This is a genomic window from Streptosporangium sp. CA-115845 (assembly GCF_050943795.1).
GTDB lineage: Bacteria > Actinomycetota > Actinomycetes > Streptosporangiales > Streptosporangiaceae > Streptosporangium.
Window position 1 is genome coordinate 8,614,604 of the sequence record NZ_CP191988.1, and the last position, 21,612, is coordinate 8,636,215.

Consider the following 21,612-nt stretch of genomic DNA (forward strand, 5'->3'; position numbering starts at 1 on the left):
GTCGCGGTTCGGCCGCGTGCCGATGGCGACGCTGGCGCGTCGCGGTTCGGCCGCTCTTACCCGGCTCCTTCCCTCGTCGATCAGGGTCGTTCGTTCCTCACGACCCCGCTCTCCTCAGTCCAGTCCCCGGCGCGGCCTCACGGTAGTCCCTCGGGGCAGGACATGGGCACGTCCCAGGGTGGCATCTGAACCGGTCACCGGCGTGGCGTTGAGGTGAAGCGCTCTTACCCGCTTTCTTCCTACTTGTTCCGTTTCGCGTTGCGTCAACGGCGACGCCGCGCGTTGCGGTAAGGACGCTCCGCTCCTTGGTCCGGTCGGCGATGCGGCCTCGCTGTGAGGTTTCGATCTGACGTGGTTTCCCTGCTCCGCTGCTCAGGCCGCGGGGAGGGGGATGCTCAGGCTTACCTCGGTGCCGCCGCCCTGTCGCGGTTCGATGGCCAGCCGCCCGGACAACTCGCCCACCACCAGGGTCCGTACGATCTGCAACCCCAGACTGGTGGTCTGGTCCAGGTCGAAGTCCTCCGGCAGCCCACTGCCGTTGTCGGACACGATCACGTCCAACCGCTCGGCCCCGCGCGACACGATCACCTGGAGCTTACCCTGACGCTGCGCCAGCCCGTGCTGGACCGCGTTCTGCAGCAACTCCGTGAGGACCATCGCCAGCGGCGTCGCGATCTCCGAGCGCAGCACCCCGAAGCTCCCGACCCGGCGCGGCACGACCTGCGTCTCCGGGGCCGCGACCTCTCCCGTCATCGCGATCACCCTGTCGGCGATGTCGTCGAAGTCCACCTGCTCCTCGGGCGTATGGGAGAGCGTCTCGTGCACGATCGCGATCGACCCGACCCTGCGTACCGCCTCCTCCAGCGCCTCCCTGCCCTCCGGCAGCCGCAGCCGCCTGGCCTGGAGCCGCAGCAGCGCGGCCACCGTCTGCAGGTTGTTCTTCACCCGGTGGTGGATCTCCCTGATGGTGGCGTCCTTGGTCATCAGCTCTCGCTCGCGGCGGCGCAGCTCGGTCACATCCCTGATGAGCACCAGAGCGCCGATCCTTCCACCACCGACGATCAGCGGGATCGCCCGCAGCTGCACCACGGTACCGCCCGACTCCACCTCCGTCTCCCTGGGCTCTCGCCCGCTCGCGACGATCATCAGGTTCTCGTTGATGGGCTCGTCGGAGTAACAGAGCGTGGCGGTCGTACGGCCCAGCTCCGCACCGACCAGGTCGGCGGTGAGGCCCAGCCGCCGGTAGGCCGACAGCGCGTTCGGCGAGGCGTACGTGACACGGCCCGCCCGGTCGAGCCGGAGCAGCCCGTCGCCCACGCGCGGGGAGCGGACCAGGATCGGCTCCGCACCGGAGAACGGGAAGCGGCCCTCGGCCACCATCTGGGCCAGGTCGGAGGCGCTCTGCAGGTACGTCAGCTCCAGCCTGGAGGGGGTCCGCGCGGAGGACAGGTTCGTCGAGCGCTGGATGACGCCCAGGAAGTGGTCGGCCCGCCGCACGGGAATGGTCTCCTCGCGCACCGGCACCCCGCTCGACCAGTCCGGATCGCCCTCGCGGCAGATACGCCGCTCGTTCCAGGCGGTCTCCAGCAGCGGCCGTTCGCCCTTCGCCGCGATCATGCCCACGATGTCGTCGTGATAGACGGTCGGCCCGGTGGTGGGCCGCATCTGCGCGATCGCGACCCAGCCGGAGCCGTCCTTCAGCGGGATCCACAGAATCAGGTCGGCAAAGGACAGATCCGCGAGGAGCTGCCAGTCGGAGACCAGCGAGTGCATCCACTCAAGGTCCGCATCGTCGAGCGCGGTGTGACGAACCGCCAGGTCGCTTAGAGTCGGCACCCGTGCATCATGCGTTCTTTCCAGGCCCGAACGCGAATCGGGTGAGTCCTGCTGAAAAGATGCCGCTTATGGAGCAGATCCCTGATCCGCTGGCCCGGTTCCGTACGGCGGCGGTCACGAGGGAGGCCGCGGGGCTGCGGCGGACCCTGCGCGCCCGCACACCGGACGACGACGGCCTCGTCGATCTGGCCTCCAACGACTACCTCGGCCTGGCCAGGGACGAGCGGCTGGCCGAGGCGGCCGTGGCGGCGACACGCACCTGGGGTACCGGCTCCACGGGTTCCCGCCTGGTCACCGGCTCCACGGCCTTGCACGCACGCCTGGAGGCGCGACTGTGCGCCTTCACCGGCGCGGAGGGCGCCCTGGTGTTCTCCTCCGGCTACCTGGCCAACCTGGCCGCCGTCGCGGCCCTGGGCAGGGGCGCCCTGGTGGTCTCCGAGGCGGGCAACCACGCGTCGATAGTGGACGCCTGCCGGCTGTCGCGCTCGCGGGTCGTGATCACCCCGCACCGGGACGTCGCCGCCGTGGAGAGGGCGCTGGCCTGCCGGGACGAGGAGCACGCGATCGTGGTCACGGACGCGGTCTTCTCCGTGGACGGCGATCTGGCCCCGCTCGCGGAGTTGTACGCGGCGACGGTGCGGCAGGGTGCGCTGCTGATCGTCGACGAGGCCCACGCGATCGGGGTCATCGGGCCGCGCGGACAGGGTGCTGTGCACGCCGCGGGGCTGGCGGCCGAGCCGGGAATTGTGAGAACGATCACACTTTCCAAGTCCCTGGGGGCTCAGGGCGGAGCCGTACTGGGCGCGCCCGAGGTGATCCAAACCCTTGTGGACACGGGCCGGCCGTTCATCTTCGACACCGGGCTGGCACCCGGCAGCGTGGCCGCGGCACTCGCCGCTGTCGGTATCCTTCACCATCAGCCCGAACTGCCCGGACGCGTGCGAACCATGGCGAGGAAGCTGGCCGCTATGGCCTGCGATCTCGGCCTGGAGAGCGGCGATCCGGCGGGTGCGGTCGTCCCCGTCGTGCTCGGCCCACCCGAGATCGCACTTCGGGCCGCCCTCATCTGTGCGGAACACGGGGTGCGTGCCGGATGCTTCCGGCCGCCCTCGGTGCCGGTCGGCCGCTCTTGCCTGCGGTTGACGGCACGGGCCAATCTGAGTTCCGACGATCTAGCGGTGATCAGGGGTGCACTCACCGCCGTGGCCGAGATGAAGGTGACCATGTGAGCGACGACTCCCCGAGAATCCCGAAATACTACGACGTCAAGCGCAGCCTGCTCACCCTCACCAAGAGCCTGCCCGCGGGCAGCGCCCTGCCCCCCGAGCGAGCCCTCGCGGTCCGCTTCGAGACGTCGCGCACCACGGTGCGCCAGGCCCTGTCCGAGCTCGTGGTCGAGGGTCGCCTGGTGCGCATCCAGGGCAAGGGGACGTTCGTCGCACAGCCCAAGGTCGCCCAGGTCCTCCAGCTGACCTCCTACACCGGGGATCTGCGGACCGTCGGCCTCGAACCCGATACCAAGATCCTTGACATCAGCTACGTCACCGCCGACGAGCAGCTGGCCCGCCGCCTGGCCATCAACGCCGGCGGCCGCGTGCTGCGCATCCACCGGCTACGCCTGGCCAGCGGCGAGCCGATGTCGATCGACACCACCCACCTGTCGGCCCGGCGTTTCCCCCGCCTGCGGCGGGAGCTGGAGATGCACTCCTCGCTGTACGAGACGCTGTACAACGCGTACAACGTGCGACTGACCGACGCCGAGGAGATCATCGAGACCGTGCTGGCCACCCCGTACGACGCGCAGGTGCTCGGCGTCGACGCGGGCCTGCCGCTGCTCCTGCTCACCAGGCACGCCTTCGACGCGGACGGCAACCCGGTCGAGTGGGCCCAGTCCCTGTACCGGGGCGACCGCTACAAGTTCGTCACCCGCCTGCGCCGCCCCTGACCCACCTAAGCTGGGACGGGTGAGCATTCTCGTGGTCACCGGGACCGACACCGGGGTGGGAAAGACCGTCGTCACCGCGGCGGTGGCCTCGCTCGCCAGGGAGCGGGGCTCCTCCGTGGCCGTGGTGAAACCCGCGCAGACCGGGGTGTCGGACACCGAACCCGGCGACGTGGACGACGTCATCCGGCTGTCCGGGGTACGGACGACCTTCGAGTCGGCCAGGTACCCCGCCGCGCTGTCCCCCGCGGCGGCGGCGCGCCTGGCCGGTCTGCCGCCGGTCTCCCTCGCCCGGGTGGCGGACCGGGTCGGCGAGCTGGCCGACTCACACCGGCTGGTGATCGTCGAGGGGGCGGGCGGACTCCTCGTCCGCTTCGACGAGGAGGGCGCGACCCTGGCCGACCTGGCCAGGACGCTCTCGGCACCGGTGCTCCTGGTGACCAGAGCCGGGCTGGGCACGCTCAACCACACCGCGCTGACGCTGGAGGCGATGGCCCACCGAGGGCTGGAGCCGGCCGGGGTGGTGATCGGCTCCTGGCCGGCCACGCCCGGTCTCGCCGAGCGGAGCAACGTCGCGGATCTGGAGATGCTGGCCGCCCGGCCGCTGGCGGGCGCCCTCCCCGAGGGCGCCGGGCTACTGGAGCGCGACGCCTTCGCCCGCGCCGCCCACTCCGGGCTGGGGCCGGCGCTGGGCGGTGGCTTCGACCCCGCCGCCTTCCGCACCACGCTTAGGCTTTCCCCGTAGCCACGACCTCGGATCCGAACCGCTCGACGTCCTCCCCGGTGGAAGCCGGGAATCCCGTCCCTTCCCGGGGCCGCACCCGGGATCTCCACGCCGGAGGTATTTGATGAGCGACATCCTCGAGATCGCCAGAACGCAGGTGCTGGAAGAAGGCCGAGGTCTCGACGCCGCGCAGGCCCTGCGCTGCCTGGAGCTGCCGGACGACCGCCTGGCCGAGCTGCTGGCCCTGGCCCACGAGGTGCGGATGAAATGGTGTGGTCCCGAGGTGGAGGTCGAGGGGATCGTCTCCCTCAAGACCGGCGGCTGCCCCGAGGACTGCCACTTCTGCTCGCAGTCGGGGCAGTTCTCCTCCCCGGTCCGCTCCCTCTGGCTGGACATCCCCTCTCTGGTCGAGGCCGCCAGGGAGACCGCCGCGACCGGGGCGACCGAGTTCTGCATCGTGGCCGCCGTACGGGGACCCGACCAGCGCCTGATGGACCAGGTCCGCCAGGGGGTGAAGGCGATCCGCGAGGCGGTCGACATCAACGTCGCGTGCTCGCTGGGCATGCTCACCCAGTCGCAGGTCGACGAGCTGGCCGAGATGGGCGTGCACCGCTACAACCACAACCTGGAGACCGCGAGGTCGCACTTCGGGAAGGTCGTCACCACCCACACCTGGGAGGAGCGCTGGGACACCTGCCTGATGGTGCGCGAGGCCGGCATGGAACTGTGCTGCGGCGGCATCGTGGGCATGGGCGAGACGCGGGAGCAGCGGGCCGAGTTCGCCGGGCAGCTGGGCGAGCTGGCGCCCGACGAGGTCCCGCTGAACTTCCTCAACCCGCGCCCCGGCACGCCCTTCGAGTCCTTCCCGCTGCTGGAGGGGTCCGAGGCGCTCCGGACGATCGCCACCTTCAGGCTCGCGCTGCCCCGCACGATCCTGCGCTATGCGGGCGGTCGCGAGCTGACCCTGGGCGACCTGGGCACCCGCGACGGCATGCTCGGCGGCATCAACGCGATCATCGTGGGGAACTATCTGACCACCCTGGGCCGCGCGGCCGAGGCCGACCTCGGCCTGCTGGCGGACCTGAAGATGCCCATCAAGGCGCTCTCCGACACTCTCTGAGCCTCCCGCCGACGGATGCCGGTCCCTTATCTCCAGCCGGATGCCATATGTGCTGCCCGCATTAGGCGAGGGGATCTGGGCAGGGAGAACAATCCCTGTTCGGCTAAGTGACTGACTGGTAGGTTGCGCGATATGGAGTCTCCGAAGCACGCAGGTGACATCGCGGTCGCCATCTCCAAGGCATACGGCATCGAGACCATGTTCACCCTGTCCGGTGGGCATGTCTTCCCGCTCTACGACGGCGCGGTCCACGAGGGGATGCCCATCCTGGACGTCCGCCACGAGCAGAGCGCGGTCTTCGCCGCCGAGGCGACCGCGCGGCTCACCCGTAAACCCGGGCTGGCCGTGCTCACCGCGGGACCCGGCATCACCAACGGCGTCAGCGGAGTGGCCACCGCGCACTTCAACGGCTCGCCCGTCGTGGTCATGGGCGGCCGTGCCCCCCAGTCCCGGTGGGGTTCGGGCGCGCTGCAGGAGATCGACCACCCGCCGCTGTTCGCACCGATCACCAAGCTGGCCTTCACCGGCTCGGGCGCCGACTCCGTCGCGCAGGACGTGGAGATGGCCTTCCGCACCGCCCTGGCCCCGCACCGCGGCCCCGTCTTCCTCGACTTCCACATGGACCACCTCTTCTCGGCCGCGCCTCCGCTCGAAGAGGCTCCCGAGACGCTGACCCCGTCGCCGCTGGAGCCCGACCCCGACGCGCTGGCCGCGATCGCCCGCCTGATCGCCGAGGCCCGGCGCCCGGTGCTGGTGCTCGGCTCCGACGTGTGGATGGACCGCGCAGAGGAGGTCGCCAGGAGCTTCGCCGAGGAATACCGCCTGCCGGTCATCCCCAACGGCCAGGGCCGCGGCATCCTGCCCGCGGGCCACGAACTGCTGGTCACCCGGGCCAGGGGAATGGCGTTCTCCCAGGCCGACCTGGTGATCGTGGCCGGCACCCCGATCGACTTCCGCCTCGGCTACGGCTGGTTCGGCGGCAAGGACGGCACCCCGCTCGCCAAGGTCGTGCACCTGGCCGACGCGCCGTCGCAGCTGACCACGCACATGGAGCCCGCGGGCACCGCCGCCGGTGACCTCTCGCTGCTCTTCTGGGGGCTTGGCACGGCCTGTGCCGAAGCGGGCGTGTCCCCCAAGGCCTACGCGCCCTGGGTGACCCGACTCTCCGAGGCGGCCTCGGCCGCCATCACCGCCGACGCCGCCCTGCTTGAGTCCGCGGCCGACCCGATCCATCCGATGCGGATCTACGGCGAGCTGGGCAAGCTCCTCGCCGACGACGCCGTGGTGATCGGCGACGGCGGCGACTTCGTCTCGTACGCGGGCAAGTACGTCGAGCCGAAGCAGCCGGGAAACTGGCTCGACCCGGGCCCGTACGGCTGCCTGGGCACGGGCCTGGGTTACGCCATCGCCGCCAGGGTGGCCCGTCCCTCCTCGCAGGTGGTGCTGCTGCTCGGCGACGGTGCGGCCGGCTTCTCGCTGATGGACGTCGACACGCTCGTGCGGCACCGCCTGCCGGTCGTGATGATCTGCGGCAACAACGGCATGTGGGGCCTGGAGAAGCACCCCATGCAGATGCTCTACGGCTACGACGTGGCCGCGGACCTCCAGCCGCAGTGCCGCTACGACCAGGTGGTGACCGCCCTCGGCGGTGGCGGTGAGCTCGTCACCGACCCCTCGCAGATCGGCCCGGCCCTGCGCCGCGCGTTCGACTCCGGTGTGCCCTACATGGTCAACATCGCCACCGACCCCTCGGTGGCCTACCCTCGCCAGACCACGGGCATCTAGGCCCTACTCGGCGGGCGTCGGTCTCGTCGGCCTGTCGCCGACGAGACCCGCCACCGCGTTGACCGGATCTTTCGCTACTCGCAGGGGGCATCTGGCTAGGTTGTCGGCGTGGGGGTCGGCGTGGGGGTCGGTGGGCACTTCTCACTGATCACCACGATCTCCACCGGCTTGCTGGAGTCCCACATGACAGTCGGCCCGGGGTCCTGCTGAACCACTTTCAAGCACTGTGAGTGATCGATGTCGGCGCTCTCACTGACCTTCGCCTTCAGGCCCGCCGCCTTGAGCTGTGCCACAGCCGCCGACGGTGTCAGACCCACGACGTTCGGCACCTTCCTCTTCTGCACCGGCGTGGGGGTCGGGGTCGGGGTGGGGGTCGGCGTGGGGGTGGGGGTCGGCGTGGGGGTCGGGGTGGGGGTCGGGGGCGGCTCGGAGGGCTCCGTCGATGGCGGACAGCCATCATTGGCCACCACGATCTCCACCGGCTTTCTTGGATCCCACATGACCCGGGCGGCCGGTTCCTGCTGAACGACCTTCGCGCACTCCGAGCCGCCGGCGTCGGCGTTCCCGATGACAGTCGCCTTAAGACCCGCCTTCCTCAAGTAGGCTCTGGCCGTCTCAGGTGTCAGACCCGTCACGTTGGGCACTCGCCGCTTCTGCGGCGGCTTCACGCTGGGCGTCGCCGATTCACTCACGCTGGGCGTCGCCTGGGCGTTCATGTTGTCTTTTGGCGTCCTGGAGGCCGCCAGACCGTTGATCGCCACTGCCACGAGACCAACGCATATCACGCCCGCCGTGGCGGACATGGCCACCAGCCCGCCCTTACGCCGTGGCTTCCTCATGGCGCGGGAGCCACGCCCACCGGGGATGGCCTCGGTGGTCTGCGCCGAACCCGGGACCACGGGCGGCTCGGCCCCCTGCCAGCCACCCGTCGGCCCATGCCCTGGCTGAGGTGTGGCGGAGCCCTGCCAGCCCGTCTGCGGTCCGGCGGATGCCTGTTCCTGCCAGCCGGTCTCGACCGGTGACTGCTGCGGACCCGCCTCGGCGTCCTGTGGGAGGACCGACTGCCTCGCGGCGGCGCTCATGGCCATGGCGCTGGGGAAGCGCCGGGCCGGATCCTTGGCGAGGGAGCGCTCCACAAGCGCCCGAATCGCGGGCGGGACGTCCGGCGGCAGCGGCGGCGGCGCCTCGCGGATGTGCTTGAGCGCGATGGTGACCGGCGTGTCACCGTCGAACGGGCGCTGCCCGGCCAGGCACTCGTACGCCACCACGCCCAGCGCGTAGATGTCCACGGCGGGCGTGACGGGTGCGCCCTCCGCCTGCTCCGGCGCGCAGTAGGCGGCGGTGCCGAGCACCATGCCCGCGTCCGTCAGCCGGCTGGCGGTGTCGGATCTGGCGATGCCGAAGTCGGTGAGCACCAGGGTGCCGTCCGAGCGCACCAGCAGGTTGCCCGGCTTGATGTCCCGATGGACGATGCCCTGGTCGTGGACCGCCTGCAGCGCCGAGGCCGCCTGGGAGATGAGGTCCATCGCGGCCCCGGGGGCGATGCGTCGCAGCCGCCCGAGCAGGCGGTCGAGCGGCTCGCCGTCGACGAACTTCATCACCAGGTACGCCGTAGCCCCCGCGCCGGGTACCTCGTGAACCCCGTAGTCGTACACGTCGACGACCCCGGGATGGTTGATCGTCGCCATCGCCCTGGCCTCGCCCTGGAAGCGAACCAGGAAGCCCGGATCGTCGGTACGGCCCGGGAGCAGCACCTTGACGGCGACGGTGCGGGCCAGGACCATGTCCTCGCCCTTCCACACCTCGCCCATACCGCCGGCGCCGATGCGGGTATCCAGGCGATACCGCCCCGCCAGCGTCGTGCCTTGGGCCACCATTACTCCCCCGTAACCCTCTCCACTCCTACGCCAGGGCTCTCCAACAAAGCGGATTCGCATCGCGGCACCATCACGGCGCTGTAACGAAACCCTGCATGCCGTTTGGCTCGCAAACAAGACGCGTGCCGTAGCATCGCACAAACCCCGGCAATTTTGGGCGTACTTGTACACCTTGCAGGCCCTTGCGCCCAGGGCAGCTCGGGCGTCATACCCGAAACAGCCGACCCAGGTGCCGCAACGGCAACCCACAGCACATCAGCGAAGTCCGTAAAACCCTACAAGACTACGCAGATAAGACGTAAGCCGGGGCAAAAGCAACCCATCTCGACCGAACCGCATTCGGGCGAAAAAACCGGCACATGGTGATCACCGTCAGCCGCTTGTCACACCGTGCTCGGCGCAGCGCGCGGACCAGCCGCCGGGGGTCACCTGCACCACCATCCGGCGGCGACAGCGGGCACAGTAACGGGGCGGCTCCATCACGCGCGCTGCCCGGCACCCGGCGTGGTCGGCCTCACCCTCCGGACGGCCGCAGTGGTCGCAGTACGGGGTCACGGGACCAGAGCCTATGCTGGCGCGCATGACGCTCGCTCCCGGTCTGCAGGCACGGCTTCTCACCATGGTGGAGAGGGAGGACACCGCGACGAGGGTCGGCAGCGGGGACGTCCCCGTGCTGGCCACCCCCCGCGTGCTGGCTCTCGCGGAACAGGCGACCCTCCAGGCCGTCGCGGGAGCTCTGGCCCCCGGCCAGACCTCCGTGGGCACACGGGTCTCTCTGGAGCACCTGGCGGCCAGCCCGGTCGGCACGCACATCGAGGTCGCCGTCGAACTCACCGAGGTCGACGGCCGCCGCCTGGTCTTCGGCTTCACCGCCCGCGATCGGGAGTCCGTCGTCGCGAGCGGAACCATCGAGCGCGTCGTCGTCGACCGCGAGCGCTTCCTCGCGCGCCTCACTCCCGGGAGCGGGGGCGGAACTACTCGATGACGGCGATCAGGTCACCCTCCTGGATGACGTCGCCCTCGGCGACCTGCAACGTGGCGACCACGCCGTCGTCCTCGGTGAGGACCGGGATCTCCATCTTCATCGACTCAAGAATGAGCAGGGTGTCGCCGTCCTCGACGGTGTCCCCCTCGGCCACGAGGACCTTCCAGACGTTCGCCACCATCTCAGCGCGGATCTCAGCCACCGGAAACTCCCATCGTTCAACGTTCTTCAACTGTGCCAGACAGAGCTGATCATGCTCGCATGCGAGATACCAGTCCTGTGTCGTACTTTCCGTCGACGGACTCCGGCCGTTCCAGCAGCTCCAGGCAGAGCCTCAGCCAGCGTTCAGCTATAGGAAAAGCCTAAAGCCGATGGATCGGGGCCAGCCTGTCGATCACTCTGGCCATCGCCTCGACGACCGTCGGATCGTACTCCTTGCCCGCGCCGAGACGGAGACGCTCCAGCGCGGCGCCTGCCCGATCACGGTCACTGGAACCACCCACGAGATCGTCGTAGGCGTTGGCCGCCTTGATGATGCGGCTGGCCGTGGGCGGCGTCTCGGCGCAGGTGTCACACTGACGACGGACGATCTCGGCCACCCGGTCCAGCACCCCGGTCTGCTTGATCACCTCCGCGCCCAGCTCGGCGATGCGCCGCGCCTGCTCGGGGTCGGTGAGAACCGTGGCACCGCCGGGAATCGGGTCGCGCAGCGACAGCTGACCGATGTCGTGCATGAGCGCGGCGTATTCGAGCTCCAGCAACTCGGGCTCGGCCGTGCCGAGCTCCCGCCCGACCGCCACCGCCAGGCGGCTCACCCGGCGGGAATGCCCCGGCTCGACATAGCCACCGACCTCGGTGACCCGCGACAACGCTCGTACAGTCTGCAGATAGGTGGCCCTGATCCCGGCGTACTTGCGGAAGGCGACCTGGGTGACCAGCAGCGGCGCCGCGAAGACCAGCAGCGCGACCATGCCCATGCTGTGCGAGGCGAGCGCGAGCAGGATGCCCGAGGCCGCGACGGCGACCCCCAACGGCGCGGCCATCCACAGCTCGTCGTGAACGGCCACCTTGAAGGCGGCACGCACCTGCTCGGCCCGGAGCGCGGCGGCCAGCAGCACGTCGGCCACCACCATGAGCAGGATGAACAGGGCCATCACTCCGAGCGCGGGCCACCAGCCGCTCTCATCGCCTCTGGCCAGGTCGAACAGCGGGCCCGCCAGCGGCCGGTAGGCCAGCGCGAGCAGGGCGCCGGTGAGCAGCCTGCGCGCCATCGCGTCCAGGCGGGGTGGGCGGCCCACCGCGAGGTGCGGCAGTGCCCCGGCGACCATGCCGACCGAGAGCACCGCGACGACCTGGAGCGCCGAGTGCCGGGTGGGAACGCCACCCATGTCCAGCAGGAGCGTGTAACCGAGCGCGGCCGCCGCGCCGATCGGTGCCACCTCCCTGTTACCGGGCATGGTCAGCCTGGCCAGTTCACCCACCGCGATCAACGCGCCGAAGGCGACGGCGATCTGGGGATCGAGCAGCCCTGTCGCGGCCGTGTGGGCCACCCCGGCCACCGCCAGCAGGCCCGCCGCGCAGATCAGCAGCAGCTGGCCCGAGTCGAGCGCCTGGAAAGCCCGGTTGGCGCCGGAGCCGTTCATCGCTCGGACACCACCTGAATGGGCATGGTCGGGTCGTCGTGGTCCTTCGTGGTGGTCTCCGCCACGTCGGCCGGGGGCGTGACGACGGTACGCGGCGGCTCCCAGCCGTCACGGTCGACCGCCTTGATGAACGCCACGACCATCACCGGGTCGAACTGGGTACCGGCGCCCTTGCGCAGCTCGGTCATGGCCACCTCGCGCGGGCGGGCGTTGCGATAGGAACGGTCCGAGGTCATCGAGTCGAAGGCGTCGGCCACCGCGATGATCCTGGCGAACTCCGGGATCTCGTCCCCCGCCAGCCCCATCGGGTAGCCCTTGCCGTCCTGCCGCTCGTGGTGGTGCATGATCCCGGCGAACGCCTCGTCCAGGAAGTCGATGCCGCGCACGATCTCCAGCCCACGCATCGGATGGAGCTGGATGGCCGCGAACTCCTCCTCGCTGAGCGGACCGTCCTTCTGCAGCACCTTGGTCGGCACGCCCAGCTTGCCCACGTCGTGGAGCATTCCGGCGTAGCGGATCGCGCGCAACCGCTCGGGCCCCATGCCGATCTCCTCAGCGATCATTCCCGCGGCCAGGGAGACGCGGGTGCAGTGGCCGCGCGTGTAGTAGTCCTTGGTCTCCACCGCCTGGCAGAGCGCGGCGATCGTGGCGTCGTAGGAGCGCTGCTGCGCGAGGTACTGGCCGAAGGCCCAGCGAGCCACGAAGAGCGGGAGCAGCACGAGCACCGCGGAGATCGAGTTGACCGTGGCCCACAGCCCCGCGATCAGCAGGCCGAAGGTGGCGTAACCGAAGTAGGAGACCATGAACTGGGCCACGCCCCGCAGCGGCACCTGATCGGCCTGGCCCGTGACCGCCAGCACCAACGCGATCAGGACGAAGTTGAGGGGCACGAAGACGGCCGCCGCACCCGCGAACGGCACGATGATCTCGTCGAAGCCGGCGACGGTGGGCACCTCGGCCCTGCCACCGAGCGCCACGTAGACCCGGCCCGCGACGTAGCCGCAGATGGCGAACTGGGCGCTGTTGAACAGCCGCTTCACCAGCGGCAGGCCGGGCCGCACGCTGAACATGGCCGTCATGCCGACCAGCGCCGCCCCCTCGGGGCCGAGCAGCACCACCGCGGCGAGCACGGCGGAGAAGCTGACCGACACCGCCGCCTGCCTGACGCTCAACAGGGTGGGTACCGACTCGCACACCAGGAACAGCAGGGCAAGCACCATGAGGTTGGACCAGTCGAGCCGATCCAGACGACCGTCCGCCGCCACGCTGTATCCGAGCAGCACGAAGGCGGCTCCGATCACAAGGATCAGATAGACCTTGGCAAACCACGGCAGTCCACGCAAAGCGGCCACCCTAGGGTTCCAAAGGGCGCGCGTTCAGGTCCAGGAGATCCCGGGGTGGGCCGGGTCGACCGGTTCCTTCAACATGCGCTGCCTCCACGTCGATTTCGCACTCAGGCTACAGAAGCGAGCCAGATCAGGAGGGCGAGACGGCCAATCCCAAGCAAAGCGTAACCGGTCAATCACGGGCTGCTGACGGGCCTGCCTCTGGCGACGCTAACGCGTCGCGGTTCGGCCGCTCTTACCCGGCTCCTTCCCTTGTCGAGGCAGGTCGCTCGTTCCTCGCGACCTCCCTCTCCTCAGTCCAGTCGCCGGCGCGGCCTCACGGGGAGTCCCTCGGGGGAGGGCATGGGGCATGTCCCCAGGGGGCTTCCTGGTCCAGCGCTCGGTGCGGCCTCACGAGTTGAGGGTGCTTGGTGGGATTACGGGGTTGCGAGCCTGGTCCTCGCCCAGTCGACCGTGGCCTTCAGGCCCGTGGCCAGGTCCGTCTGGGGGCGCCAGCCGAGCCCGTCGAAGGCGGGAGCCGGATCGACGGCCATGGCCGGGAGGTCTCCCAGGCGGGCCGGGGCCTCACCCGGCTCGTCGGCGGCCCCCGCCGCCGCGGCGACCAGGGAGTGCAGCCTCCGGTCGGTGGTCTCGACTCCGGTGCCCAGGTTGAAGCGGCCGCCGCCGCCCTTGGCGCCACAGGCGCGGGCGAAGCCGTCGACCACGTCGTCGACGAAGATGTAGTCGCGGGTCTGGGTGCCGTCGCCGTACACCACCGTGGGGGTGCCGTTGAGCAGCGCGTCCGTGAAGATGGCGACCACCCCCGCCTCGCCGTCCGGTGACTGACGCGGGCCGTAGACGTTGGAGAGCACCAGCGTGGTGTAGTCGATGCCGTGGAGCGCCTTGAACGTGGCCAGGTAGGTCTCCGCGCTGAGCTTGGAGGCCGCGTACGGAGAGCGCGGGTCGGTCGCCGCGCCGCCGGGGACCGGGATGACCGCCGGCCTGCCGTAGACCGCGACCGAGGAGGCGAAGACGACCTTTCGGGTGCCACCGTGGTGTGCGGCCGTCAGGACCGACGCGGTGCCCTCGACGTTGAGCCTGGCGTCGTGCACCGGGTCGGCCACGCTCTTGCGCACGCTGATCTGCGCTGCGAGGTGGCAGACGACCTCGGGTCTCCACTCGGCCGCCAGGCCGATCAGGGCCGGGTCCCGGATGTCCATCACGTGCAGGGCGAACAGGGGGCTCTCCGCGGCGCGGACCAGGTTGCCGCGGTCGCCACCGGTCAGGTCGTCCACCACCGCGACCTCGTGCCCGTCGGCCAGCAGCCGGTCAACGAGGGTGGATCCGATGAATCCCGCCCCACCGGTCACGAGTATGCGCATGAGCAACCCCCATCGTCGTGTGACTCCTCCGCTCCACGAGGGGAGTGGCTTCTCGGTTCCCTCGGCCGAGAGAACCGACGGCCAGGCCATGACCGTTTCGAACCCAGGAACCATAACAGGGAAGCGGTTCACCTGCCGGGAGAACCCGGCACCCCCTCGGCACACGCGATGACCACGACCGTACGGAGACTCCGGAGAGGTCAGTGGGCGAGTTCGGAGCGTACCTGGTCGATCCGGCTGAGCACCTTGGCCCGCAGGTCCTCCGAGACCTGGTCGCAGCCGCAGTGCTTGGCGACGAGCTGCTTGACGACCTGCTCCAGGCCGTACTCCTCCAGGCAGGGGTGGCACTCGTCCAGGTGCTGGCGGATGTCCGCGCAGTTGCGCTCGTCGAGCTCGCCGTCCAGGTAGGTGTAGACCTTGTCCAGGACCTCACGACAGTCGGTGTCGTGGTGCTCGCCACAGCTCATGCGATCACCTCACCCGGGGGTGTCGAGGCCACCGGGGCGGGATCGCCGTTCCTGTCTCGCTCGCTCACTTCGCACCTTCCGCGGGAACCAGGCCACGCTCGCGGGCGTAGTCCTCAAGTTGGGTCCGCAGCTGGCGACGGCCACGGTGCAGCCGCGACATCACGGTCCCGATGGGGGTCCCCATGATGTCCGCGATCTCCTTGTACGGGAAGCCCTCGACGTCGGCGAGATAGACCGCGATGCGGAACTCCTCGGGGAGCGCGGCCAGCGCCTGCTTCACGTCGGTGTCCGGGAGGTGCTCCAGCGCCTCGACCTCCGCCGACTTCAACCCCGCCGAGGTGTGCGACTCGGCCCTGGCCAGCTGCCAGTCCTCGATCTCCTCGGCGCCCGACTGCTTGGGCTCCCGCTGCTTCTTGCGGTAACTGTTGATGAAGGTGTTGGTCAGGATTCGGTAAAGCCACGCCTTGAGGTTCGTGCCTTGCTGGAACTGGTGAAAAGACGCGAATGCCTTGGCGAAGGTCTCCTGAAGAAGGTCCTCGGCGTCCGCGGGGTTCCGGGTCATCCGAAGTGCGGCAGAGTAGAGCTGGTCGAGATAGGGCATAACATCCCGCTCGAACCGTGTGCTCCGCTGCTCCAGAGTCTCCTCGTCTGTCGCAGGGACCGGACCCACCCCCTTAAGATCGCCGGAGTCCTGCTGACGCGGGACGCCGTACTGAGCGGAGGATACCCGCTCACCGGGGATGGCCCGCCCACCGGGGCGGGTGACGGGTTCGATCAAGGCGAGCATCTGCTTGCCAACCTCCGAAAGGATCGTGCGTTGTCCGCTTGCAACACGCTCGTCCAGTCATCTGTTCCCGCAAGATAGAAGGTGACGAACGACCCGGTACGGGGAAAAGAAGATACGTACCGGTAGGTAATCAAAGACCACCGGATCCTCCCGACGCCAGGAGCTGCTTGTGCTGCCCATCCCGGCCGAAGAGCTGAACGGCTCAGGTGCGCTCGGGCCGTACTGGACCTTTTATCACGCGGTCGTGGCCGAGCAACTGAGTCGATGGCTGCCGGAAACCCCCTCCACCGTCCTCGACATGTCCTGCGGCAACGGCCGCTGGGCCGTCCAGGCGGCGAAGGCGGGACACCGGGTGATCGAGATGGTCGACTTCCGCCGGCCCGCGGACGACCAACCGCTGCACGACATCTCCAGGGTCAGCCAGGTACGCGCCGACGACCTGCGCTTCCTGCCCGACTGCAGCGTGGACGCCGTGCTCGCCGAGGAACGGGCGATGTCCGTGGAGCTCATGGCCGAGTCCGCGATCGACGATGTCGTCAGGGTTCTGCGTCCCGGCGGCCGGACCCTGGTCTGCGTCGACTCCCTGGTGCTGGGGATGGCGATCCTCGCCGAGCAGAACTACTGGGCCCACCTGCGCCAGACCGGCGAGGTCATGCTCGTACCCTGGCCCGACGGCAGCATCACCCGCTGCTTCAGCAGCGCCCAGCTCCGCGAGCTGCTCACCGAGGCGGGCCTGGAGGTCGAGTGGGTACGGCCCCGCACGGTGCTGTCCCCCTCGACCGTCGACCATGTGCTCGCCTCCGACTCCCGGGCGCTCACCTGGCTGGTCAACACCGAACTGGACACCCACCCCGACGACGACGACACGGTGGGCATCCATCTGGTCGCCAGCGCGCGCCGGCCCTGTTAAAGGCGACGCTAACGCGTCGCGGTTCGGGACTGCCTCTGGCGACGCTGGCGCGTCGCGGTGAGGCCGCTCTTGTCCGGCTCCTTCCCTCGTCGAGGCAGGTCGCTCGTTCCTCGCAACCTCCCTCTCCTCGGTCCAGTCCCCGGCGCGGCCTCACGGGGAGTTCCACAAGGACAGAGAGCACAAGGCACGTCCACGGGGAGATTCCTGATGCGGGAGGCCGGCGCGGCCTCGCGGGGAGTCCCTCAAGGGAGGGCATGGGGCACGTCCCCAGGATGTTTTCTGGGTCGGGTGGACGGCACGTCCCTTTGGGGAAGGATCACGGGCACGTCCCCTGGATTCTTCCGGGGTCAGCGTCGGCGTTCGCGTTTGGACTGGCACTGGAGGCAGCGGGCGGCCTCGGGGCGCGCCTCCAGCCTGCCCTCCGGAACGGGCGCGGCGCAGTCCGCACAGAGTCCGTAGCACCCCTCGTCCATCCGCCTGAGCGCCTCGATCACCGAACCCCGGTGCCGGGTGGCCCCCTCCAGCAGTGCCCGGTTGCGGTCGGAGTCGGTCAGCTCGGAACCGGCGTCCGCCGGGGAGCGGTCCCCCGCGGCGGGTGAATCTCCGCGAAGGACTCCGATGGAACGGTCAAGTTCGGCGAGCATGTTCTTCAGGCGCTCGCGCGCGGTCGCGACATCCACGAATCCGCACCTCCGGAAAACGGGGACGGCCTGTGAAGGGATCCCCGACTCTCCCGTCAGGCGCAAGGGGTGAGCTCTGGCGACGGTGATCTCGCCCACTCGTCGCGAGTCACCGCTTTCCTCAGCGGATGCCCACTTGCCGGAAGTTTTACACCGGATCGACCAGCGTTTTCAAAAGAGCGGCCGACTACCACCCTCCCCCTACCGCAGTGGCTCGACGAGCTCGGGGCTGTTGTTGCGCACCGAGTTGACCGCGGTGGAGACCGGATAGACCTCCAGCCCGGTGGAGCCTGCGGGGATCAGGAACTCCCGCGCGTCGGTCACTCCCGGGTCGAGCCACTCACCCCACCGGTCGCGCTCGATCAGCATCGGCATCCGGTCGTGTACCGCACCGGCCTCGTCCACGGCGTCGGTCGTGATGATCGTGCAGGTCACCAGCCAGGAGAGCGGGTCGTCTTCGGCTCGGCCCCGGTCCCGCCAGAACTCGTACAGCCCCGCCATGGCCAGCACGCCGCCGTCGGCGGGGCGGACGAAGTAGGGCTGCTTCTTCGGTCTGCCCTTGGCGTCCTTCTCGTCGAGCACGACCCACTCGAAATAGCCGTCGGCGGGCAGCAGGCACCTGCGCTCCGCGAACGCCTTGCGGTAGGCGGGTTTCTCCGCCACCGTCTCCACCCGCGCGTTGATCATCTTTGAGCCGATGGAGGGGTCCTTGGCCCAGGCCGGGACCAGCCCCCAGCGGACCACGCGGAGCTGCCGGACCGGTCGGCCGTCCGGATCGGCCTTCGGCACCCGGCTCATCACCGCGTACACCGGTTTCGTGGGCGCGACGTTGTAGTCGGGCCTGAGTTCGTCATCGGCCGCACCGTCAAGCTCGACCTGGAATTCCTCCAGCAACTCGTGCTTGTCCCGCGTAGACGCGTATCTCCCGCACATATCTCCACTTTGCCACGCCACGCCACAGCAAGCCGAAAAGCCCCATCGGAAAGTGCCCAAACCCCCTCCCCTCAGGGACACCCATAAAACCCCACCTAGCCAATCCCAGAAGAACTCCCACAAGGAAGTGCCCAAGACCTCTTCCCAAGGGACTCCCCGTGAGGCCGCGCCGGGGACTGGACCGAGGAGAGCGGGGCCGTGAGGCCGCGCCGGCGACTGGACTGAGGAGAGCGGGGCCGCGAGGTACGAGCGGCCCCGGTCGACGAGGGAAGGAGCCGGACAAGAGCGGCCTCACCGCGACGCGCAGCGTCGCCATTGACTCGTGAGGCCGCGCCGGCGACTGGACTGAGGAGAGCGGGGTCGCGAGGCCGCGCCGGGGACTGGACTGAGGAGAGCGGGGTCGCGAGGTACGAGCGGCCCTGGTCGACGAGGGAAGGAGCCGGGCAAGAGCGGCCGAACCGCGACGCGTTAGCGTCGCCGGCAACTCGCGAGGTACGAGCGGCCCCGGTCGACGAGGGAAGGAGCCGGACAAGAGCGGCCGAACCGCGACGCGCCAGCGTCGCCATGGGCAGGCCCGAACCGCGACGCGCAGTGTCGCCGACAACACAGCTAGGCTTTTGGCCATGTCCGCTCCGCTGTGGCCCGCGCCGGCCGCGACCGAACCCGTCCGCGCGACCGTTTCCCTGCCCGGATCGAAGTCCGTGACCAACCGCGCACTGCTGCTCGCCGCACTGGCCGAGGGACCCGGTACGGTACGGCTGGCGCTGCGCAGCCGCGACGCCGATCTGATGGCGGACGCGCTGCGGGCGCTGGGCGCGACGATGACCCCCTCCAACGAGAGCGCATCGAGCGTCGACTGGGCGATCACGCCCGGCCCCGTCATCAGTGGCGCCCACATCGATGTGGGGCTGGCGGGCACGGTCATGCGCTTCGTGCCGCCCATGGCGGCACTGGCCAGGGGCGAGGTGTTCTTCGACGGCGACCCGCACGCGCGCAAGCGCCCGATGGGCCCGATCCTGCGCGCGCTGCGCGCCCTCGGCGCCGAGGTGACCGGCGACGCACTGCCTTTCACCATCAGGGGGCCGCTGACCGGCGGCGAGGTCAGGCTCGACGCGTCAGGCTCCTCACAGTTCCTCTCCGGCCTGCTGCTGACCGCCGCGCGCTTCGAGAAGGGCGTGACGGTACGCCATGACGGCCCGCCGATCCCCTCGCAGCCGCACATCCAGATGACCGTTCAGATGCTGCGCGAGTTCGGCGTCGTGGTGGACGACTCCGAGCCGGACGTCTGGCGGGTCGAGCCCGGCCCCATCGGGGCGAGGGACTTCACGGTTGAGCCCGACCTGTCCAATGCGGCACCGTTCCTGTCCGCCGCCATGGTGACAGGCGGCACGGTCACCATTCCCGACTGGCCCGTACGGACGACCCAGCCGGGTGACCAGTTGCGCACGCTGCTGGCCGACATGGGCGCCTCGGTGGAGCACACACCCGAGGGGCTGGCGGTCACCGGTACCGGACGGATCACCGGAATCGAGGCGGACCTGCGCGACGTGGCCGAACTGACCCCGACGATCGCCGCGCTGGCCGCTCTCGCCGACTCCCCCAGCAGGATCAGCGGTGTCGCCCACATCCGCGGGCACGAGACCGACCGGCTGGCCGCTCTGGTCGCGGAGATCAACGGTCTCGGCGGCGACGCGAACGAGACCGAGGACGGCCTGGAGATCCGGCCCCGACCGCTCACCGGCGGCGTGTTCCACTCCTACGCCGACCACCGGATGGCCACCGCCGGAGCGGTCATCGGGCTGGCGGTGCCCGGCGTCGAGGTGGAGGACATCGCCACCACGGGTAAGACCCTTCCCGAGTTCGCCTCGATGTGGGCGGACATGCTGCGCGGCGCGCGGTGAGGGGCGACCGGCCGGCAGGCCCAGGAGGCGCCCGGTAGTCGCGGCCCCTCGCGGGGCGCACCGGGCCGGACAAGGCGGAGAAACTGAGAAAGCGCGAGTACGACGAGGATGACGTCAGGGTCAGGCCGGGAAAGGGATCCCGACCCCGGACCCGGATCCGTCCTGCCCATGAGAACGCGGTCCCGGCGTTCGTGGTCGCCGTCGACCGTGGACGCTACACCTGTCTGGTCGAGTCGGAGGGCGAGCGGGGGCGCCGCCGCAAGCGGGACCAGGCGGAGGGCGCAGCGATGAGCGGCCGGGTCGTGGTCGCGATGAAGGCACGCGAGCTGGGCCGCAAGGGAATCGTGGTCGGCGACCGGGTGGCCCTGGTGGGCGACGTCTCCGGGATGACCGACACGTTGGCCCGCGTCGTGCGGGTGGAGCCCCGCGCCTCCATGCTCCGCCGCTCCGCGGACGACACCGACAACACCGACGGCATCGAGCGCCCCGTGGTCGCCAACGCCGACCAGCTCGTCATCGTGACGGCCCTGGCCGATCCACCGCCCCGGCCCCGCATGATCGATCGGATGCTGGTCGCGGCCTTCGACGCCGACATCGAGCCGCTGCTCTGCCTCACCAAGTCCGATCTCGCCTCGCCCGACGAGTTGGTCTCGCTGTACGCCCCTCTCGGCGTGCCGTACGTGGTGGTCTCCAAGGGCGGCGACCTGGTGGAGGTGCGAGAGCGCCTCAAGAGCCGGATCAGCGTGCTCGTCGGCCATTCCGGGGTGGGTAAGTCCACCCTGGTCAACGCCCTGGTGCCGGACGCCAACCGGGCCGTCTCACACGTGAACGCGGTGACCGGCCGGGGCCGTCACACCTCCACCTCCGCCGTCGCCCTCGAACTGCCGGAGAGTGGCTGGATCATCGACACCCCCGGGGTGCGCAGCTTCGGTCTGGCCCACGTCTCGGTGGAGACGGTCCTGGCGGGCTTCCCCGACCTGATCGAGGGCACCATCCATTGCCCGAAAGGTTGCAACCACCTCTCAGAGGAGTGCGCCCTGGACGCCTGGGTAGCCGCCGGCCACGCCGACCCGGCCCGCCTGACCTCCCTACGCCGCCTCCTCGCCAGCCGCGAAGGCACCCCCGACGACGACTAACCCCCAAGGAACACCGCGAGGACGTGCCCCACGCTCCCCCTTGAGAGACTCCCCGTGAGGCCGCGCCGGCGACTGGCAGGCCCTCACCGCGACGCGTTAGCGTCGCCATAGGATCGCCATATACGCGACACGATTGTCCCTCTTGCGCCCCACCCTCCTCAATTCGGTCACCAACGCGA

The 21,612-nt window shown here is 69.9% G+C and carries 19 protein-coding genes; 9 read left to right on the forward strand and 10 right to left on the reverse strand.

Annotated features, from left to right (window positions below):
• Positions 1-372: 372 nt before the first annotated feature.
• Positions 373-1,836 carry a PAS domain-containing sensor histidine kinase gene (locus ACQP0P_RS40930; RefSeq protein WP_350914278.1) on the reverse strand — a complete coding sequence of 488 codons (1,464 nt, stop codon included), beginning with the start codon at positions 1,834-1,836 and terminating at the stop codon, positions 373-375.
• A gap of 68 nt (positions 1,837-1,904) precedes the next feature.
• On the opposite strand from ACQP0P_RS40930, the gene ACQP0P_RS40935 reads away from it, so the two are divergent.
• The 5 genes from ACQP0P_RS40935 to ACQP0P_RS40955 all read left to right on the forward strand — a co-directional run bounded on the left by ACQP0P_RS40935 (position 1,905) and on the right by ACQP0P_RS40955 (position 7,407).
• Positions 1,905-3,065, forward strand: a complete 1,161-nt coding sequence (locus ACQP0P_RS40935) for an 8-amino-7-oxononanoate synthase (RefSeq protein ID WP_433366520.1) — start codon at positions 1,905-1,907, stop codon at positions 3,063-3,065.
• Entirely contained in the window at positions 3,062-3,781 is a 720-nt protein-coding gene (locus ACQP0P_RS40940; protein ID WP_030924850.1) for a GntR family transcriptional regulator, read from the forward strand. The genes ACQP0P_RS40935 and ACQP0P_RS40940 overlap by 4 nt, the downstream gene beginning before the upstream one ends.
• A 19-nt stretch (positions 3,782-3,800) precedes the next feature.
• Entirely contained in the window at positions 3,801-4,523 is a 723-nt protein-coding gene (gene bioD, locus ACQP0P_RS40945) for a dethiobiotin synthase (RefSeq protein WP_433366523.1), read from the forward strand.
• Positions 4,524-4,626: 103 nt separating this feature from the next.
• A complete protein-coding gene (gene bioB, locus ACQP0P_RS40950; protein WP_433366526.1) occupies positions 4,627-5,622 on the forward strand; it encodes a biotin synthase BioB in 996 nt (331 codons plus the stop codon).
• A 132-nt stretch (positions 5,623-5,754) separates the two neighbouring features.
• Positions 5,755-7,407: an acetolactate synthase gene (locus ACQP0P_RS40955; RefSeq protein WP_433366529.1), complete on the forward strand. Its 1,653-nt coding sequence runs from the start codon at positions 5,755-5,757 to the stop codon at positions 7,405-7,407.
• A 95-nt stretch (positions 7,408-7,502) separates the two neighbouring features.
• On the opposite strand, the gene ACQP0P_RS40960 is transcribed toward ACQP0P_RS40955, so the two are convergent.
• Positions 7,503-9,284, reverse strand: coding sequence for a protein kinase domain-containing protein (locus tag ACQP0P_RS40960; RefSeq protein ID WP_433366532.1), 1,782 nt, complete (start codon positions 9,282-9,284; stop codon positions 7,503-7,505).
• 580 nt (positions 9,285-9,864) lie between these two features.
• On the opposite strand from ACQP0P_RS40960, the gene ACQP0P_RS40965 reads away from it, so the two are divergent.
• Complete coding sequence (locus ACQP0P_RS40965) at positions 9,865-10,269, forward strand: thioesterase family protein (RefSeq protein ID WP_433366535.1); 405 nt, start codon at positions 9,865-9,867, stop codon at positions 10,267-10,269.
• Here ACQP0P_RS40965 and ACQP0P_RS40970 read toward each other — a convergent pair.
• The 6 genes from ACQP0P_RS40970 to ACQP0P_RS40995 all read right to left on the reverse strand — a co-directional run bounded on the left by ACQP0P_RS40970 (position 10,259) and on the right by ACQP0P_RS40995 (position 15,687).
• Positions 10,259-10,471 carry a biotin/lipoyl-binding carrier protein gene (locus ACQP0P_RS40970; protein WP_433366538.1) on the reverse strand — a complete coding sequence of 71 codons (213 nt, stop codon included), beginning with the start codon at positions 10,469-10,471 and terminating at the stop codon, positions 10,259-10,261. The genes ACQP0P_RS40965 and ACQP0P_RS40970 overlap by 11 nt on opposite strands.
• 160 nt (positions 10,472-10,631) lie before the next feature.
• Complete coding sequence (locus ACQP0P_RS40975; RefSeq protein WP_433366540.1) at positions 10,632-11,912, reverse strand: HD-GYP domain-containing protein; 1,281 nt, start codon at positions 11,910-11,912, stop codon at positions 10,632-10,634.
• Entirely contained in the window at positions 11,909-13,255 is a 1,347-nt protein-coding gene (locus ACQP0P_RS40980; protein ID WP_433366543.1) for an HD-GYP domain-containing protein, read from the reverse strand. Before ACQP0P_RS40980 ends, ACQP0P_RS40975 begins: the two co-directional genes overlap by 4 nt.
• 419 nt (positions 13,256-13,674) lie before the next feature.
• Positions 13,675-14,619 (reverse strand): NAD-dependent epimerase/dehydratase family protein, encoded by a 945-nt coding sequence (locus ACQP0P_RS40985; protein ID WP_433366546.1) that lies wholly within the window; start codon positions 14,617-14,619, stop codon positions 13,675-13,677.
• A gap of 200 nt (positions 14,620-14,819) precedes the next feature.
• The gene (gene rsrA, locus ACQP0P_RS40990; RefSeq protein ID WP_030924877.1) at positions 14,820-15,086 is read right to left on the reverse strand and encodes a mycothiol system anti-sigma-R factor; all 267 of its coding nucleotides are present in this window, start codon (positions 15,084-15,086) and stop codon (positions 14,820-14,822) included.
• 64 nt (positions 15,087-15,150) lie between these two features.
• Positions 15,151-15,687 carry a sigma-70 family RNA polymerase sigma factor gene (locus ACQP0P_RS40995; RefSeq protein WP_433382355.1) on the reverse strand — a complete coding sequence of 179 codons (537 nt, stop codon included), beginning with the start codon at positions 15,685-15,687 and terminating at the stop codon, positions 15,151-15,153.
• 355 nt (positions 15,688-16,042) lie between these two features.
• Here ACQP0P_RS40995 and ACQP0P_RS41000 point away from each other — a divergent pair, with 355 nt between their 5' ends.
• A complete protein-coding gene (locus ACQP0P_RS41000; RefSeq protein WP_433366549.1) occupies positions 16,043-16,783 on the forward strand; it encodes a class I SAM-dependent methyltransferase in 741 nt (246 codons plus the stop codon).
• A 347-nt stretch (positions 16,784-17,130) separates the two neighbouring features.
• Here ACQP0P_RS41000 and ACQP0P_RS41005 read toward each other — a convergent pair whose 3' ends face one another.
• Both ACQP0P_RS41005 and ACQP0P_RS41010 read right to left on the reverse strand, forming a co-directional pair.
• Positions 17,131-17,463 (reverse strand): TraR/DksA family transcriptional regulator, encoded by a 333-nt coding sequence (locus ACQP0P_RS41005; RefSeq protein WP_030924883.1) that lies wholly within the window; start codon positions 17,461-17,463, stop codon positions 17,131-17,133.
• A gap of 201 nt (positions 17,464-17,664) precedes the next feature.
• Positions 17,665-18,396: an SOS response-associated peptidase gene (locus ACQP0P_RS41010; RefSeq protein ID WP_355568720.1), complete on the reverse strand. Its 732-nt coding sequence runs from the start codon at positions 18,394-18,396 to the stop codon at positions 17,665-17,667.
• A gap of 623 nt (positions 18,397-19,019) precedes the next feature.
• Here ACQP0P_RS41010 and aroA point away from each other — a divergent pair.
• Together aroA and rsgA are read left to right on the forward strand one after the other, a co-directional pair.
• Positions 19,020-20,297, forward strand: coding sequence for a 3-phosphoshikimate 1-carboxyvinyltransferase (gene aroA, locus ACQP0P_RS41015; RefSeq protein ID WP_433366554.1), 1,278 nt, complete (start codon positions 19,020-19,022; stop codon positions 20,295-20,297).
• 83 nt (positions 20,298-20,380) lie between these two features.
• The gene (gene rsgA / locus ACQP0P_RS41020) at positions 20,381-21,433 is read left to right on the forward strand and encodes a ribosome small subunit-dependent GTPase A (RefSeq protein ID WP_433382357.1); all 1,053 of its coding nucleotides are present in this window, start codon (positions 20,381-20,383) and stop codon (positions 21,431-21,433) included.
• The last annotated feature ends 179 nt before the right edge of the window (positions 21,434-21,612 follow it).

Excerpts from the sequence above, each read along its gene's own strand:
- ACQP0P_RS40935 (WP_433366520.1), top strand. The coding sequence starts at position 1,905 with ATGGAGCAGATCCCTGATCCGCTGGCCCGGTTCCGTACGGCGGCGGTC.
- bioB (WP_433366526.1), top strand. The coding sequence starts at position 4,627 with ATGAGCGACATCCTCGAGATCGCCAGAACGCAGGTGCTGGAAGAAGGC.
- ACQP0P_RS40955 (WP_433366529.1), top strand. The coding sequence starts at position 5,755 with ATGGAGTCTCCGAAGCACGCAGGTGACATCGCGGTCGCCATCTCCAAG.
- ACQP0P_RS40960 (WP_433366532.1), bottom strand. The coding sequence starts at position 9,284 with ATGGTGGCCCAAGGCACGACGCTGGCGGGGCGGTATCGCCTGGATACC.
- ACQP0P_RS40965 (WP_433366535.1), top strand. The coding sequence starts at position 9,865 with ATGACGCTCGCTCCCGGTCTGCAGGCACGGCTTCTCACCATGGTGGAG.
- ACQP0P_RS40975 (WP_433366540.1), bottom strand. The coding sequence starts at position 11,912 with ATGAACGGCTCCGGCGCCAACCGGGCTTTCCAGGCGCTCGACTCGGGC.
- ACQP0P_RS40985 (WP_433366546.1), bottom strand. The coding sequence starts at position 14,619 with ATGCGCATACTCGTGACCGGTGGGGCGGGATTCATCGGATCCACCCTC.
- rsrA (WP_030924877.1), bottom strand. The coding sequence starts at position 15,086 with ATGAGCTGTGGCGAGCACCACGACACCGACTGTCGTGAGGTCCTGGAC.
- ACQP0P_RS40995 (WP_433382355.1), bottom strand. The coding sequence starts at position 15,687 with ATGCCCTATCTCGACCAGCTCTACTCTGCCGCACTTCGGATGACCCGG.
- ACQP0P_RS41010 (WP_355568720.1), bottom strand. The coding sequence starts at position 18,396 with ATGTGCGGGAGATACGCGTCTACGCGGGACAAGCACGAGTTGCTGGAG.
- aroA (WP_433366554.1), top strand. The coding sequence starts at position 19,020 with ATGTCCGCTCCGCTGTGGCCCGCGCCGGCCGCGACCGAACCCGTCCGC.